At 64.1% G+C, this 14,407-nt stretch carries 15 protein-coding genes; 2 read left to right on the plus strand and 13 right to left on the minus strand.

The genetic code is table 11. The features are described 5' to 3' along the window. Nucleotides 1–334: 334 nt before the first annotated feature. From NGR_RS20255 to NGR_RS20280, 6 genes are all read right to left on the minus strand, one after another. Nucleotides 335–1,258, minus strand: coding sequence for a lipid A biosynthesis lauroyl acyltransferase (locus NGR_RS20255; RefSeq protein ID WP_164924629.1), 924 nt, complete (start codon nt 1,256–1,258; stop codon nt 335–337). A gap of 11 nt (nt 1,259–1,269) precedes the next feature. After that, a complete protein-coding gene (locus NGR_RS20260) occupies nt 1,270–2,298 on the minus strand; it encodes a zinc-binding dehydrogenase (RefSeq protein ID WP_012708334.1) in 1,029 nt (342 codons plus the stop codon). A gap of 264 nt (nt 2,299–2,562) precedes the next feature. Further along, nucleotides 2,563–3,846: a beta-ketoacyl-ACP synthase gene (locus NGR_RS20265; protein WP_012708335.1), complete on the minus strand. Its 1,284-nt coding sequence runs from the start codon at nt 3,844–3,846 to the stop codon at nt 2,563–2,565. Nucleotides 3,847–3,857: 11 nt separating this feature from the next. Next, nucleotides 3,858–5,057, minus strand: a complete 1,200-nt coding sequence (locus NGR_RS20270) for a beta-ketoacyl-ACP synthase (protein WP_012708336.1) — start codon at nt 5,055–5,057, stop codon at nt 3,858–3,860. Nucleotide 5,058: 1 nt separating this feature from the next. Continuing rightward, entirely contained in the window at nt 5,059–5,535 is a 477-nt protein-coding gene (locus NGR_RS20275; protein WP_012708337.1) for a 3-hydroxyacyl-ACP dehydratase FabZ family protein, read from the minus strand. Nucleotides 5,536–5,650: 115 nt separating this feature from the next. Beyond that, nucleotides 5,651–5,929 carry an acyl carrier protein gene (locus NGR_RS20280; RefSeq protein WP_012708338.1) on the minus strand — a complete coding sequence of 93 codons (279 nt, stop codon included), beginning with the start codon at nt 5,927–5,929 and terminating at the stop codon, nt 5,651–5,653. 342 nt (nt 5,930–6,271) lie between these two features. Here NGR_RS20280 and NGR_RS20285 point away from each other — a divergent pair, with 342 nt between their 5' ends. Further along, the gene (locus NGR_RS20285) at nt 6,272–7,012 is read left to right on the plus strand and encodes a Crp/Fnr family transcriptional regulator (RefSeq protein ID WP_012708340.1); all 741 of its coding nucleotides are present in this window, start codon (nt 6,272–6,274) and stop codon (nt 7,010–7,012) included. Here the strand turns inward: NGR_RS20285 and NGR_RS20290 are convergent. The 6 genes from NGR_RS20290 to NGR_RS20315 form a co-directional block, all read right to left on the minus strand. Then, nucleotides 6,991–7,785, minus strand: coding sequence for a glycerophosphodiester phosphodiesterase (locus tag NGR_RS20290; RefSeq protein ID WP_012708341.1), 795 nt, complete (start codon nt 7,783–7,785; stop codon nt 6,991–6,993). The genes NGR_RS20285 and NGR_RS20290 overlap by 22 nt on opposite strands. Before the next feature lie 23 nt (nt 7,786–7,808). Continuing rightward, nucleotides 7,809–8,789 (minus strand): adenosylcobinamide-phosphate synthase CbiB, encoded by a 981-nt coding sequence (gene cbiB / locus NGR_RS20295; protein ID WP_012708342.1) that lies wholly within the window; start codon nt 8,787–8,789, stop codon nt 7,809–7,811. Then, nucleotides 8,790–9,791 carry a threonine-phosphate decarboxylase CobD gene (cobD, locus tag NGR_RS20300; RefSeq protein WP_012708343.1) on the minus strand — a complete coding sequence of 334 codons (1,002 nt, stop codon included), beginning with the start codon at nt 9,789–9,791 and terminating at the stop codon, nt 8,790–8,792. It lies immediately after the preceding gene. A gap of 2 nt (nt 9,792–9,793) precedes the next feature. Continuing rightward, nucleotides 9,794–11,089, minus strand: a complete 1,296-nt coding sequence (locus tag NGR_RS20305) for a cobyrinate a,c-diamide synthase (RefSeq protein ID WP_012708344.1) — start codon at nt 11,087–11,089, stop codon at nt 9,794–9,796. Continuing rightward, complete coding sequence (cobA, locus tag NGR_RS20310; RefSeq protein WP_012708345.1) at nt 11,086–11,928, minus strand: uroporphyrinogen-III C-methyltransferase; 843 nt, start codon at nt 11,926–11,928, stop codon at nt 11,086–11,088. The genes NGR_RS20305 and cobA overlap by 4 nt, the downstream gene beginning before the upstream one ends. Before the next feature lie 115 nt (nt 11,929–12,043). Continuing rightward, nucleotides 12,044–12,499: a cobalamin biosynthesis protein gene (locus NGR_RS20315; RefSeq protein WP_164924362.1), complete on the minus strand. Its 456-nt coding sequence runs from the start codon at nt 12,497–12,499 to the stop codon at nt 12,044–12,046. 423 nt (nt 12,500–12,922) lie between these two features. Between NGR_RS20315 and NGR_RS20320 the strand changes: the two genes are divergently transcribed. Then, nucleotides 12,923–13,708, plus strand: a complete 786-nt coding sequence (locus NGR_RS20320; protein WP_164924363.1) for a TSUP family transporter — start codon at nt 12,923–12,925, stop codon at nt 13,706–13,708. 51 nt (nt 13,709–13,759) lie between these two features. Here the strand turns inward: NGR_RS20320 and cobO are convergent, their stop codons facing one another. Continuing rightward, complete coding sequence (gene cobO, locus NGR_RS20325; protein WP_012708347.1) at nt 13,760–14,404, minus strand: cob(I)yrinic acid a,c-diamide adenosyltransferase; 645 nt, start codon at nt 14,402–14,404, stop codon at nt 13,760–13,762. Nucleotides 14,405–14,407 lie beyond the last annotated feature (3 nt).

Genomic DNA, 14,407 nt, shown 5'->3' on the forward strand with positions numbered 1-14,407 from the left:
CCAAGGCCGCGCCAATGCGTCCAGACGAGTTAGTGCAGCTGAAAATTTCTAAGTACCAACCCCTGATGCGACGCGAAACCGCGTTGCACCTTCCACGTCCCTAGGCCCACGAAGAGTGTACACGCATCGTATGGTCGTTCAACAGCAGAAGGAAAGCGGCAATCGGCCGCAAACGTTTCCGACGCCGAATATTAGCGGACACCGTTCGGAATTGAGGGCAACCCGATATTCGCAACGCTCCGAGAGATTGGGACGCGGCGCGGCAGGCAGGTCGAAGCGCGATCCGATATGCGCTTCGCGGCTCACAGCTCCCGTCCGCAAATAACCGATCGGCTCAGAGATTGCCCTTGATACGCCAGCGGTCGTGATACCAGAGCCATTGGCCCGGATATTCGCGGACCCAGCTCTCGACCTTGTCGTTCAGCATCTGCGCCGTTGCGTTGACGTCGACGCTGCCATCGGCCCTACGGGGGATTTCGACGGCCGGTTCCAGTTCCAGGCGGAAGCGGCCGCCGGGGAGACGGACGCAACGGGCCGGATAGACCTCGCAGTTGAACTGGCGGACCAGTTTGGCGAGCAGCGGATTGGTCTGGACATCCTGTCCGAAAAACTTCGTCTTCAGCCCCTTGCGGAACTTCTGGTCGACCAGCACGCCAACGGCGCCGCCGCGTTCGAGCTGGCGGGCGAGCGCAAAGGAAGAGCCCGCATGGGACGGCACGAGGCTGCCCATCCGCTCCTTGCGGAACTCGAAGACCTTCTCCGCCATGTAGGGATTGTTCGGCGGCCGGAAGAGGACAGTCACGTCCAGTCCAAAAGCGGACCCCGCCACCGGCAGCATTTCGAAATTGCCGCTATGCGCCGTGAAGACGATGAAGGGCCGCGGATTGTCGCGCAGTTCCAGGAAGAGCGGAATGCCCGAGACCTCCACCCTGCCCGGCTCCGGGCGGTGTGGATCGAAGTCGAACAACCGGTCAAGGAAGACATATTCGGCGGCGAGCCGACCCATATTGCCCCAGCTTTCGAGCGCGATCGCCTCTATCCAGGCGTCGCTCTTTTCCGGAAAGGCATTGCGCAGATTGGTGAGCGTCAGTTTATGGCGGCTTGTCTTCGGCCCGATCCAGCGCGCGACACGATCCATGAAATTGATCGCCGCATCCGCCGGGAAAAGCTTCAGGACATTGAGCAGCAGAAAGACGAGCTGCGCGATCAGCCATTGCCGGAAGCGATCGGCAGCGAGCACCAGCCGTGTGATCAGCATCCGCACCGGTATCAATCCATCCGCAGGATGATCTTGCCGAAGATCTGGCGCGACTCCATCCGTTCGAGCGCCCGATCGATGTCGGTCAGACCGACCTCCGTATCGATGACAGGATGAACGAGACCGCGCGCCATCTTCTGCATGGCGTTCGCCATGTTCTCCATGCGGCAGCCGAACGAGCCGAGCAGCTTCAACTGCTGCTGGAAGAGCATCATCAGGTTCATGTCGGTCGACACGCCTGAGGTCGAGCCGCAGGTGACGAGCCGGCCGCCCCGCTTCATCGACAGCATCGAGCCCGCCCAGGTGTCCTTGCCGACATGCTCGAAGACGACGTCGACGCCCTTCTTCCTGGTGAGCTTGCGCACCACGCCCTCGAAGCGGTCGGTGCGGTAGTTGATGACATGATCAGCGCCGAGCGCCCTCGCCTTCTCGATCTTGTCGTCCGAGCCGACCGTGGTGATGACGGTGCAGCCGATCTTCTTGGCGAGCTGGATCGCCGCCGAGCCGATACCGGAACCGCCGGCGTGGACGAGGATCGTCTCGCCCGGCTCGAGCTTGGCATTGTCGAACAGCATGTGCTCGACGGTACCGAACGTGACCGGAGCAAGCGCCGCGCCGACCGCGTCGACACCGGGGGGCGCCGGCACCAGCAGGCGCGCCGGCAGATTGATCTTCTCCTGGGCGAAACCGTCGAGGTGGAAGCCGTGCACGCCGCCGACATGCTCGCACAGATTGTCGCGCCCCTCCTTGCAGGGACGGCAGAGGCCGCAGGTGCGTGCGCCATAAATCGAAACGAGCTGGCCCGGCAGAACGCTCGCAACACCCGGTCCGATACTCTCGACGACGCCGGATGCTTCCGCACCGATGACCAGCGGCATCTTGCGCTTGGCAAAGGCCATGCCGCGCCAGCCCCAGACGTCGATATGGTTGAGCGCCACCGCCTTGACCCGGAGCGTCACCTCGCCGGGACCGGGCGCCTCCGGCTCCGGCAGGTCGGTGATTTCGAGCTTGCGGTCATCGAGCAGTTGCAGGGCGCGCATGGTCTTTCCTTTGAGTATTTTCAATTGTCGTGCGGCTAGGCGGTGCGGACTTCCATGGCATGTAGCGCGCTCGTCCTACCCCCTCTGGCCTGCCGGCCATCTCCCCCACAAGGGGGAGAATAGATGTGGCATGCTTTCCGCCTCTCAACCAGGACCTCCGCTTGTAGCAGCGTTTCAAGCGGAGCGAGCCGCCAACCCCACCGTTTCTCCCCCCTTGTGGGGGAGATGGCCGGCAGGCCAGAGGGGGTGGAGCTTGCGCCATTCCTAGGCCGGCTCGGCAGTCATCACCAGGCTGGCGTTCTGGCCGCCGAAGCCGAAGGAATTCGACAGCACGGCAGTGACCTGCTGGCTGCGCTTCGCGTTCGGCACGACATCGAGGACGATCGCCGGGTCCGGGTTCTGGTAGTTGATGGTCGGCGGCAGGGTGCCGGTGAGCATCGTCTGGATCGAGAAAACCGCCTCGACCGCCCCTGCGGCCGTCAGCGTGTGGCCGATCATAGACTTGTTCGACGACACCGGGATCGACGGCAGCCGTTCGCCGAAGACGGCCGACATCGACAAATATTCCATCTTGTCGTTCTCCGGCGTCGAGGTGCCGTGCGCATTGATGTAGCCGATGCCGGTTTCATCGATGCCGGCGTCGGCGAGTGCGGCGCGGATCGTCGCGATCGCCGGCCCGCCATCGGGCGAGGAGCGTGTGCGGTGGAAGAGATCGGCCTTTTCACCGCAGCCCTTCAGAATGCCATAGACCCGGGCGCCGCGGGCAATCGCCGCTTCGAGCGATTCGAGCACCAGGGTGGCGGCGCCTTCGGCGATCACGAAGCCGTCGCGATCCTTGGTGAAGGGCTTCGATGCCTTTTCCGGCGGTTCGTTCTGTGTCGACAGCGCCGAAAGCAGCGAGAAGCGGATCAGCGCCTCGGCACTGACGGAGCCGTCGGTCGCAACCGTCAGGGCCCGATCGGTGCGGCCCTGACGGATCGCCTCGACGCCGAGCTGGATGGCGGTGGCGCCCGAAGCGCAGGCCGTCGACAGCGTCACCGGCAGGCCGCGTGTCCCAAACCGATCGGCGAGCCGTTCGGAGATCGAGCCGAACAGCACCGCCTCGTGGAAGATCGGGTCGGCCTTCTGGCGCATGGCGGCGAGGAAACGGTTATAGGCGTCGCCCGGCCGCTCCGAGGCGGGCGCCCGGTCCGCGAGTTCGAAGCGCGCGTTCCACTCCGGTTCGATCGGCGGCGCAGCCAGGAACAGCGGGCCGTTGAAATCGCCGGAAAGCCCGGCCTGCGCGAGCGCTTCCAGTGTCGTCTCGCGCGCCATGGCGTAGGAGCGTTCGACGGCGTTCTCGGCTGGAATTTCAATGAAGTCGACCGTGCCGCTGATACGGGTCGAAAGCCCCTCGGTCGGAAAGCGGGTAATCTTGTGAATGCCCGAAACGCCGCCGCTGAGCGCCGCCCAATTGTCCTCCAGCCCCTGCCCGAGCGAGGTGATGACGCCCATGCCGGTAACGGCGACGATCGGACGGTCGAGGTGATCGGTGTAAGCCTTGCTCATGCTCGAGCTCCTTATTCCGCGGACAGCACGGCGATCCCTTCGCCGCGGGCATGGCCGATAGTCGTGACGATCGCGGCCCTGACAGGCGCCGTCATCGGCGCTTCGGCGGGGTCGAAGGGCGGCACCTTGGCCGCATGCCCGATCGAAAGTGCTGCAAAGGCCATACCGACCGGGAACTGAGCCTCAATGCCGTGACCGACGAGACCGCCATAGGCACGGACCGGCCGTCCGGAAAGCTCGGTATCGAGGAAGGCCTTCTCGCGCTGCGCAAGATCATGAAAGCCGCTGGTGCCGGAAAAGACCACGGTCGACTGCGGCTCGAGTTCCGCGCCCGGCCGCGCCAGATCCCTGAGCCTTGCTTCGAGCCTGCCGTCCTCGCGGTTACCCCGATCGCCTTCGATCGCATCGATCGTGGCATAGATGCGGGCGCCGCGGGCCTCGGCGTATTGGCGCGACTCCAGAACGAGGAAGGCGCCGACGGAACCCAGGATCATGCCGCCGCCGTTCCCCCGCTTGCGCGACCAGATCGGGTGCCACTCACCGAGGGCATGGCCCTGGATGGCTTCGATCAACAGGAGGATATCGAGACGCTCGGCAGAAAAGGCGCCGCCGACGAGCGTATGCGTCGACTGCCCGGCCTTGATGCGGGCAAAGGCGGTTTCGATCGCCGAAATGCCGGCCGCTTCCTCGCCCATGAAGGTGCGCGACGAGCCCGTCACCTTGTGGACGATCGAAATATTGCCGGCCAGCAGGTTGGAGAGTTGGGCAAGAAACAGCGTCGGGCGGAGCTCCGTCGTCAGCTTCTCGTTCAGAAGCTGTTCGCGATCGTTGCGCTTCAGGCCCTCGTCGACGATCAGCGAGTCGACATTGATGTCGCGCTCGCCGCCGCCGGCAGCGACGATCATGTCCATGCTGCCGCAGGCTTCGAGATTGTCCTTGAGCCCCGCATCGTCCAGTGCAAGACCGGCTGCGAAGACGCCAAGGCGCTGCCAGTTCTCCATCTGCCGCTGATCGCCGCGCTTGGCGATCTGCTGCGACCAATCGATCTCCGGCAGAGGATGGACCGGATAGGGCGCGAAGCGCTCCGTCTCGACCCGAGCCTTCGGCGGTTCGACGGCATTCAGCAAGGCCACATGCGGCTCGGCACCGACGCCCTGACTCGTCACAATGCCGACGCCGGTGATCACAACGTCGTTTGCGGATTTGGTCATCTTACTTCTCCGAAGCGGCCGTCGCGGCCATCAATCCCACTTCGTCGGCCCGCTTGCGGACGATCTCGCCGAGCGGCACCTGATCGAATGGCATCGTCCTGAGCTTGAGCTGGGCGTCGCAGATCTTCTTGCCGCCCGAGTTGATCCTGGCCTTGGTGACCGCGAAGCCCGAGCCCTCGTGCTCGAGAAATGCTTCGATTTCGAGCTCGGCTGAAGGCTCGACGAAGGTGCGCATCTTGGCGCCGTCGACCGACATCAGGAAGGGCATTGCCACGAATTTCGTGGCGGCAAGCACGAGAAAGCCGGAGGCCTGCGCCATCGTCTCGATCAAGAGCACGCCGGGAACCAGCGGATAGCCCGGGAAATGCCCCTCGAACACCGGGCTTTTCTCCGGAACGACGGACCGAGCCGTCAGCCGGCCCGCCGCGAGATCGACCGTTTCGATCCGGTCGATCATCTGGAAATATTCAAGGAGCATGAGCGCCCATCCCGTTCGTTTCGGGCTCAAGTAAAAATGCCGATGCCGCCTGTCAAGCGAAGGACGCTTCAGGCGGCATCGGTAGACGGGTCGAACCGTATCAGCGCAGAGGCGATCAGGCCTTGGCCGCCCGAAGCTCGTCGATCTTGGCACAGAGGTTCTTCAGCACGAAGTATTCCTCGGTCGACACCTTGCCTTCGTTGACTTCCTGGGTCCACTGCTCGAGCGGAATCTTGATGCCGAATTCCTTGTCGATCGCAAAGACGATGTCGAGGAAGTCCAGGCTGTCAATGCCGAGATCGTCGATCGTATGGCTTTCCGGCTTGATCGTTTCGCGGTCGATCTCGCTCGTTTCCGCAATGATGTCGGCAACCTTGTCGAATGTAGCTGTCACGCGCTTACCTCTTGAAAATCGAGTCTTGGCGATCCCTATAGAAAAATGCACCGCAAAAGCCAATGCCTCCCGGCCTTTTGCCACTCAGATTCGAAAAATGGTGTTGCCAAACGGAAACCGTGTGTCCGAGAGCCCAGATATCCGTCGAAAACGGCCCCGCGCCCGCACCGGCCGTGGCGCTTTTTGATCTGGATCAAGTGATCGCCAGCCAAAGCCGGTAAATTGACATTCGTCAGTTCCGCCTGAGACATAGTTTCGCGCTTCGCGGATTCATACACGTCTAGACTTGATTTAACCGGGACGTTCCCCTTTTGCTGGTGACAAACGGCGAGGCAGTTAGAGATGCAGATCGTGGTCGAACATAGTCGCAAGGACATCCACAATTCCGACATTCCCGTCATCTGCGCCGCGTGCGAGGCGCGCCACGGCGGCGTTTGCGGCACGTTGACAGCGAGCCAGCTCACCGAACTCAGCCGCCATGCGGCGCGTCGGCGCGTCGAGCCAGGCAGCGAGATGATCGGCCAGGGCGAAGCAGCGAACAACTATGCAAACATCATTCGCGGCGTGGTGAAGCTCAGCAAGATGCTTTCCGACGGCCGCCAGCAGATCGTCGGGCTGCAATTCGCCCCCGACTTCATGGGCCGCCCGTTCATGCGGGAGAGCGCCTTGAGCGCGGAAGCGGCGACCGACACCGACGTCTGCGCCTTTCCGCGCGCGGTTATCGAACGCCTCGTCGGCGAAGCGCCCGGTCTCGAGCACCGGCTGCACGAACAGGCGCTCAAGGAGCTGGACGAGGCGCGCGACTGGATGTTGACCCTGGGCCGCAAGACGGCCCAGGAAAAGGTCGCGAGCTTCCTCTATCTCATCGCCACCCATGTTGATCCAGAGAAGGGCGCGGCCAAGGAATTCGACCTGCCTTTGTCGCGGGCCGATATCGCCGACTATCTCGGTTTGACCATCGAAACGGTGAGCCGCCAGATCACGAAGCTGCGCAAGGAAGGGGTGATCCGCGTCGAGAACAGCCGCCGGGTGATCGTGCCGGACAGCCGCCGCCTGACGCGTCATGCCGGCATCGACTGCTGATCAGACCCAGGGGGCAGGCCCTGTCCGAAGCATCCCGCCGCCAGACGCGGGTCATCCAGCAGGATCGCCTCGGGTCCGATCGGTCGAAGGCGCTCAAGCCCTTCCCGGTCAATAAGGCCAACCGGAAACGGCGGGTATTCGGGTAACGGCGTTGAGCGTGGCTGACCGACCATGATCGCCAGATGCAGGCCGGCACGACGAACGAGCGCCGAACGCTCAGGGCTCGCATCGCCCTGCCAAAGCCTGAACCAGTCTGCGCCGGCGTCCCGCGCCCGACGCGCGGCGTCAGGCTCCTCCAGAAAAGCGAGAATGGCTATGTCTTCTCTGGCGGAACGTGCGGCGGCGATGAGTTCGAGGCTGCGCAGGCCCAGCATCGTTCGCCCGGCAGCATGCGCACCGGCAACCTCGTCGAGGATGCGCCCGACCTGCCGCGGATCGGCAAGCTTGATATCCAGGAGCACGCCCAAGGAACCGGAGGCCGCCAGCGCCTCTCGCAGCGTCATCGTCGCCGGCAGCAGGTGCCGCAGCGTTGCGAGGTCGACGTCCGAAACGGCGCGTGCATTGCCGCACAGTCGCCGAAGGTCATCATCGTGCATGCAAACGAAGGTGCCGTCCTTCGTGAGGCGAATGTCCGTCTCGATGGCATCCGCCCCGCAGCACGCGGCGGCCTGCAGCGCCTCTACGGTATTCTCAGCGGCAAGGGCGGCACCGCCGCGGTGCGCTATGATCAGAGGTTTGGGGCCGGAGCGAGCGATCCATAAATCAGAGGGCATCGTCGTCTCCGGCGGCTGGATACTCACAAAAGCAGGAAGGGCAGGACCAATACGGCGGAGGCCGCAGCAAGCGTGGTGCAGGCACGATAGAAGACCGCCACGGCGGCGTCGATATCGTCTGCCGTTGCAATGGCCCGGCCGGCGCCGTTGATCATCGGCTCGTCCACCGTGACCCCACCGTAAACACGCGGACCGGCAAGCTGAATATCGAGCGCGCCCGCCATCGCCGCCTCGGGCCAGCCGGAATTGGGCGAGCGGTGAAAGCCATGGTCGCGCTTTGCCACGTCGATTGCGGCCTTTGCCGCCTCGACGCCGCGCTTGAAACGGGCTCCGGCGGCAATCAGGAACACCGAAAGTCGTGCGGCCGGCAGGTTGGCGAGGTCGTCGAGCCGCGCCGAAGCCCAGCCGAAATGAAGATATTTCGGGCTTTTATGGCCGATCATCGAATCGGCCGTGTTCAGCATCTTGTAGGCAAGGAGGCCGGGAAGCCCCGCCACCGCATACCAGAGGGCGGGCGCGACGACACCATCGGAAAAATTTTCCGCAAGGCTTTCGATCGCTGCCCGGCAAACGCCGGGCTCGTCGAGCGTTTTGGGATCGCGGCCGACGATCATCGACACGGCCTCCCGTCCCCCTTCCAGACCATTACTGCGCAAGCCGTCAGCGACCCGGCGAACGTGATCGGCGAGGCTCTTCTGGGCTAGGAAAACGGCAACGGTGATCGCCTCGAGGATGAAGCCAACAGCGCCGAGAACATCGAACAGACGATTGAGCACCACACCGAGCAGGATGCTTGCCGCGAGGAGAATGAGGATCGTCGCAACGCCCCGCATCTTCAGCCAGCCACCGTCCGCGCCGCGATTGAGCGCCTCGTCGAAAACGCCGATCGCCTTCCCGAAGAACACCACCGGATGCGTCAGCCGCTCCCAGAGCCAGTCCGGATCGCCGACGAGACGATCGATAATCAGGGCGACAACGAGAACGAGAAATATTTCGATCGACATCTACACTCCTGCTCGGCGCAAGGCTTCCGCAAGACGACGGTCGCCATCCGCGTCCGCCGCCAGGCCGATTCGCAACCAGCGCCGATCGTAGTCGAACTTGCGCGTCAGAATGCGCTCCCGGCATAGGCCCGCATGAAGATCGTTTGCCCGTTCATGGTCGACGAGCGCAAAGAGGCCGGTACCCCCGACGACATTGAGGCCGGCGCCGCAAAGCACCGCGTGAAGTGCCTCATTGCGCTGGAGGATGGCATCCCTGATCGGTTTCGTGTCGCTTTCCAAAAGCTTCGCAGAAACGGCGAGCGCCGGGCCGGAAACGGCCCACGGGCCGAGCCATTCGCGGAAGGATTCGATGATCGTCGAGCCGGCGACGACGAAGCCAAGCCGCAGGCCTGCAAGACCGAAGAACTTCCCGAAGGAACGAAAGACGACAAGGTTGTCATGGGCGGCGACATGTGGCGCAACGCTTGCCTCCGGCTCCAGATCCCCGAACGCCTCGTCGACGACGAGGAGACCGCCATGCGCCTTCAGCGCCGTTGCCATGGCCAGAATTTCGTCGGGCAGGAAGAGTCGGCCGGTCGGGTTGTTGGGATTTACGAGAACCACGATGCCGTGCGCCGCCGAAAGGTCATCGGCGCGTGCGACGGGATCGACGACAAAGCCCGTCGCCTTCAAGACGCGCGCATATTCGCCATAGGTCGGCGAGAAAATGGCGGCGTGCCTGCCCGGAGCGGCGAGCCGCGGCAGCAACTGGATGACAGCCTGGGTGCCAGGTACCGGCAGCGGCAGAAGCTTGCCGGTCCTGTAATAGCCCTGCGCGGCAGCGCGCGTTGCCTCCTCCAGGTGCCGATCCGGCAAGCGATGCCAGGCCCGCGCGTCGATCTCGGGCAGTGCGACCGGGCACGGGTTGATGCCGGTCGAAAGGTCGAGCCAGTCGTCCGGAGCGCCGCCGAAACGGGCCGCGGCCTCGGTGATTGCGCCGCCGTGGACGATCGGGGCGGACATCGTCACTCCGAAAGGTCGATCAGATGCATGAAGGAGCCGGCAACGTTGCCGCGGCGAAGGCCGGCACGGCCGAGATCGACGCCTGCCGCATCCTCGACGGCAAAGAGCGGCTCGGCCTGCCCTTCGGAAACGATGGTCGAATAGTGAAATTCGTGCGCCGTCATCGCTCCCTCGAAAAACCCGGTGTCGAACGGCGCGACGCGCCGATAGCCGAGATGCCGCTTGCGCTCCGCAAAACTGGTGACGAGCGGCAACAGCCCGAGCATCTCGTAGCGTCTACCGTCCGCGGCGACAAGCCCCTCGCCCAGCGCCATGTAACCGCCGCACTCCCCGAAGACACGCGCGCCCCGCCCGGCTGCAGCATGCATCGAAGCGCGGAAGTGCGAAGCACCGGCGAGCAACTCGGTGTGCAGTTCCGGATAGCCGCCGGGCAGATAGATGGCATCGGCGCCGACATCGGGCGCTTCGTCGCCAAGCGGTGAAAAGAAGGAAATTTCCGCGCCCTGCCTCAGCCAACCGGAGAACAGATGCTCGTAACTGAAGGCGAAGGCGACGTCGCGGGCGATGGCGATCCGCTGGCCGAGCGGCCGCAGCGTCCTGGCTTCCGAGGGCGAAGCGGTGCGCAAGGGAGACGCGTTGGCGAGAATGGCATCGACATCGCAGCCCGACGCGACGCGCATTGCCGCGTGGTCGATGAAGGCTTCGAGCGTCCCGTGCTCGCCGGCCTGGACGAGGCCGAGATGCCGTTCCGGAAGCGTCAACGCACCATCCTGGCGCAGCACGCCGAAAATCGGCACGGAAGCGCGGTCGAGCGCATCGCGCAGCATCGCCTCGTGGCGGTCGCTGCCGACGCGGTTCAGAATGACGCCGGCGACGCGCACATCGTCGCGGTGATCGCTATAGCCGCGTACCAGCGCCGCGACCGAATGGGAAAGACGAGCGCAGTCGACAACCAGGACCACCGCCAGCCCAAGCGTCGCGGCGAGGTCCGCCGGCGATCCCGTGCCGTCCGCAGCACCGTCATAGAGCCCCATCATCGCCTCGACGATGAGGGTGGAGGCGTCTTTCGTCGCGGCCGCGGCGTTGGCGCGGAGCAGTTCCGTCCGCATCGCCCAGGGATCATAGTTGAGACAGGGCTTGCCGCTTGCGGCCGTATGGAAAGCCGGATCGATATAATCAGGGCCTGCTTTGCCCGGCGCTATGGGGAATCCCCGCCGCGCCAGCGCCCGCAACAGGCCGAGCGTCACCGTCGTCTTGCCCGAGCCGGAGCTCGGGGCGGCAATCATCAGACCGCTCATGCCGGGTTCCGGTGTACGCGGCTTAGGAACGGATCGGCGACAAGCGCACGGCCATTGAGCGCGCCCAGCCAGTCGAGCGACGGGCGCAGCCGAACGACTTCACCGACGACGACGATTGCCGGCGGCTCCAGCCCCGAAGCCGTAACGTCGGCCTCGGCACGGGAAAGCGTCGTCTCGAGCACCACCTGCTCGGGCGTCGCTGCGTTGCAGACGAAGGCGACCGGCTCGTCAGGCGAGCGGCCGGCGGCGATGAGGTTCGCCGAAATCTGGCCGATATGCTTCATCGCCATGTACATGACGATCACCGGCGACCCCTTGGCGATGCCCCCCCAGTTGATCCGGTCCGGCACCACGCCGGAGGAATCGTGCCCGGTGAGGAATGTGACCGCATGATTGACCTCCCGGTGGGTCACCGGAATGCCGGCATAGGCAAGTCCGCCGATACCTGCGGTGATGCCCGGCACGATACGGAACGGGATGCCATGCTCGACGAGCGTCAAGGCTTCCTCGCCACCGCGGCCGAACACAAAGGGATCGCCGCCCTTGAGGCGCAGTACCCTGAGCCCGGCGCGCGCGAGTTCGACGAGACGGAGCGAGATGTCGCGCTGCTTCGGCGACGGCTTGCCGCCGCGTTTGCCGGCAAACTCCAGTGCAGCGCCCGGCTTGGCGAGCTTCAGGCAATCGGCATTCACCAGCGCATCGTGGACGATCACATCCGCCTGCCGGAGCGCATTGGCGGCATGCAGCGTCAAGAGGCCCGGGTCGCCGGGTCCAGCACCGACGAGCCACACTGACCCAGGTACGAGTTCGGGCAGGCCGGCAAAAAATGTATCCGTCACGGCGCGTTTCTCCCAACTCGGCAATACAGCAGCGCTGATTCTCTTTTGAAGGAAATGACTGCAGAGCATTGAATCTGCATGTCAAACAACCTGTGATGGGTGCAAGCATATGCCATCAAACAGGATCCGAGGCCGCTGTTTCGGTGCAGGCGCCGGCGCAATGCCGCGGCCCCGCGATCGCCGCCGTCGCGCAGGCCGAGCGTATCTTCGGAACGAGCAGGACTGCATCGCGCCCCGCACCTGCCAATGCCGCGCCCTCGGCGACGCCATGGCAGCCAGTGTAAGCAAAGACGATTTCGGACGGGTTCTGCAGGCGCGTCGCCTCCGCCTCGAGCGTCGCCGCGTCGAAGAAGCGGACTGGCACGCCAAAATATCGACCCGCCGCATGAATGGCGGGCTCTTCGGCACGCGCATCGAGCGACGCGACGAAGGTGACGTCGGTCCTCCCCGCGCCGGCTTCAGCGAGCGCCCGCTCGGCAAGTGCGATCACTTCTCCGGGCTCTGTGTTGCGCTCGCAGCCGAGGCCGAGAACAAGTTTTGCGGTCGGGTCTGGTCTCGTGACCGAAGGCATCTGCGGCGCGGCTCCCCTGCAACGCCACACGTCCCAAGGGGCGCGCGAACTTGCTGCAATCCATTGAACATCCGCGCGAGTTGCCCAATACCCGGAGGTGTTGATTCGCGCAGCGGTCGGCGTTCCATACGAAGCGCCGGCCTGGGCCGAGAGCCGCACCGGTCTGGACAGCACCGGATCTGGCCCCCTGAATGGGTCGGCCGCACCGGACGCTCTTTCGATCCGCTCGCACGGACGCCGTCGCATGATCCCCATTTCTACCGAAGCGCATCCGGGCGGTCAAACCGGATTGCGCCATCGCAGCGTCGTAAACGGCGCATAAGAACGGCATTTTCTGCGGAAAATAGCACCGACAATCCTTTGCTTTTCGCTGTCGCCTCTGACACAAGGCGGAAGCAATTTCCAATCCGGCCCGAGCCTTCCGTGACCGATCTCGCCTTCCATCTCCTGCTCTTCCTGTTCGTGGCCGCTTTCATCGCCGGCTTCATCGATTCGATCGCCGGCGGCGGCGGGATGATCACCATTCCCGCCATGCTGATCGCCGGCATTCCGCCGCTCGAGACGCTCGGCACCAACAAGCTGCAATCGCTGTTCGGTTCCGGCTCGGCCAGCATCGCCTATGCGCGACACGGCCATGTGAATTTGAAGGACCAACTGCCGATGGCGCTGATGTCGGCCGCCGGATCCGTGTTCGGCGCATTGATCGCGACCGTCGTGCCAGCCGATGCGCTGAAGGGGGTGCTGCCCTTTCTGCTGATTGCAATCGCCGCCTATTTCGGCTGCAAGCCGAATATCGGCGATGTCGAGAAGCACCGCCGCATGTCGGCATTTCTCTTCACCCTGACCTTCGTGCCGCTGATCGGCCTCTATGACGGGATTTTCGGGCCGGGTACCGGCTCGTTCTTCATGCTCGGCTTCGTCTCGCTCGCCGGCTACGGCATCCTCAAGGCGACGGCCCATACCAAGTTCCTGAATTTCGGCTCCAATCTCGGTGCCTTCCTCGTCTTCGTGCTTTACGGCGTTGTGCTCTGGAAGGTCGGGCTGATGATGGGTGCCGGCCAGTTCCTCGGCGCACAGGTCGGCTCCCGCTATGCGATGGCGAAGGGCGCGAAGATCATCAAGCCGTTGCTCGTCGTCGTCTCAATCGCACTGGCCATCCGGCTGCTGGCAGACCCTGCGCATCCGCTGAGGATCTGGCTGGGGATCTGATCGCGCCGGCCTCTCCCAGGGACGGCGCTTGAATATGTCAGCCCTGCCTCGTCAGAACTCGACGCCCTTCTGCCCCTTGATGCCGGAGCGGAACGGGTGCTTGACGAGCTCCATCTCGGTCACCAGATCGGCGATCTCGATCAAATCCTCCTTGGCGTTGCGGCCGGTCAGCACCACATGGGTCATGTGCGGCTTCTCTTCCTTGAGAAAGCGGACGACCTCGGCGATGTCGATGTAATCGTAGCGCAGCGCGATGTTGATCTCGTCGAGCAGCACCATGGAATTGCGCTCGTCGCGGATCAGTTCCTTGGCCTTTTCCCAGGCTTTCTCGGCCGTCGCCACGTCGCGGGCGCGGTCCTGCGTCTCCCAAGTGAAGCCTTCACCGAGGGTGTAGAACTGGCAGAGGTCACCGAAATGCTTGTCGATCAGATCGCGCTCGCCGGTCTGCATGGCGCCCTTGATGAACTGCACGACGGCACAGGGCATGCCATGGGCAATGTGGCGGAAGATCATGCCGAAGCCGGCCGTCGACTTGCCCTTGCCCTTGCCGGTGTGGACGATGATCAGGCCCTTCTCGTCGGTCTTCGTCGCCATGATCTTGTCGCGCGCCGTCTTCTTCTTCGCCATCTTCATGGCGTGGCGGGCTTCGTCCTTTTCGGCGACCGGTTCGCCGGTGTTTGCGGTTTCGTCGCTCATTGC

It is taken from the genome of Sinorhizobium fredii NGR234, from assembly GCF_000018545.1.
In the GTDB taxonomy this organism is placed as follows: Bacteria; Pseudomonadota; Alphaproteobacteria; order Rhizobiales; family Rhizobiaceae; genus Sinorhizobium; species Sinorhizobium fredii_A.

Bases quoted from the DNA above. Each gene is read 5' to 3' on its own strand.
- cobD (WP_012708343.1), bottom strand. From the start codon at position 9,791: ATGTCCGCCCCGATCGTCCACGGCGGCGCAATCACCGAGGCCGCGGCC.
- NGR_RS20255 (WP_164924629.1), bottom strand. From the start codon at position 1,258: ATGCTGATCACACGGCTGGTGCTCGCTGCCGATCGCTTCCGGCAATGG.
- cobO (WP_012708347.1), bottom strand. From the start codon at position 14,404: ATGAGCGACGAAACCGCAAACACCGGCGAACCGGTCGCCGAAAAGGAC.
- cbiB (WP_012708342.1), bottom strand. From the start codon at position 8,789: ATGTCGATCGAAATATTTCTCGTTCTCGTTGTCGCCCTGATTATCGAT.
- NGR_RS20290 (WP_012708341.1), bottom strand. From the start codon at position 7,785: ATGCCCTCTGATTTATGGATCGCTCGCTCCGGCCCCAAACCTCTGATC.
- NGR_RS20270 (WP_012708336.1), bottom strand. From the start codon at position 5,057: ATGACCAAATCCGCAAACGACGTTGTGATCACCGGCGTCGGCATTGTG.
- NGR_RS20285 (WP_012708340.1), top strand. From the start codon at position 6,272: ATGCAGATCGTGGTCGAACATAGTCGCAAGGACATCCACAATTCCGAC.
- NGR_RS20260 (WP_012708334.1), bottom strand. From the start codon at position 2,298: ATGCGCGCCCTGCAACTGCTCGATGACCGCAAGCTCGAAATCACCGAC.
- NGR_RS20315 (WP_164924362.1), bottom strand. From the start codon at position 12,499: ATGCCTTCGGTCACGAGACCAGACCCGACCGCAAAACTTGTTCTCGGC.
- NGR_RS20265 (WP_012708335.1), bottom strand. From the start codon at position 3,846: ATGAGCAAGGCTTACACCGATCACCTCGACCGTCCGATCGTCGCCGTT.
- NGR_RS20305 (WP_012708344.1), bottom strand. From the start codon at position 11,089: ATGAGCGGTCTGATGATTGCCGCCCCGAGCTCCGGCTCGGGCAAGACG.
- NGR_RS20275 (WP_012708337.1), bottom strand. From the start codon at position 5,535: ATGCTCCTTGAATATTTCCAGATGATCGACCGGATCGAAACGGTCGAT.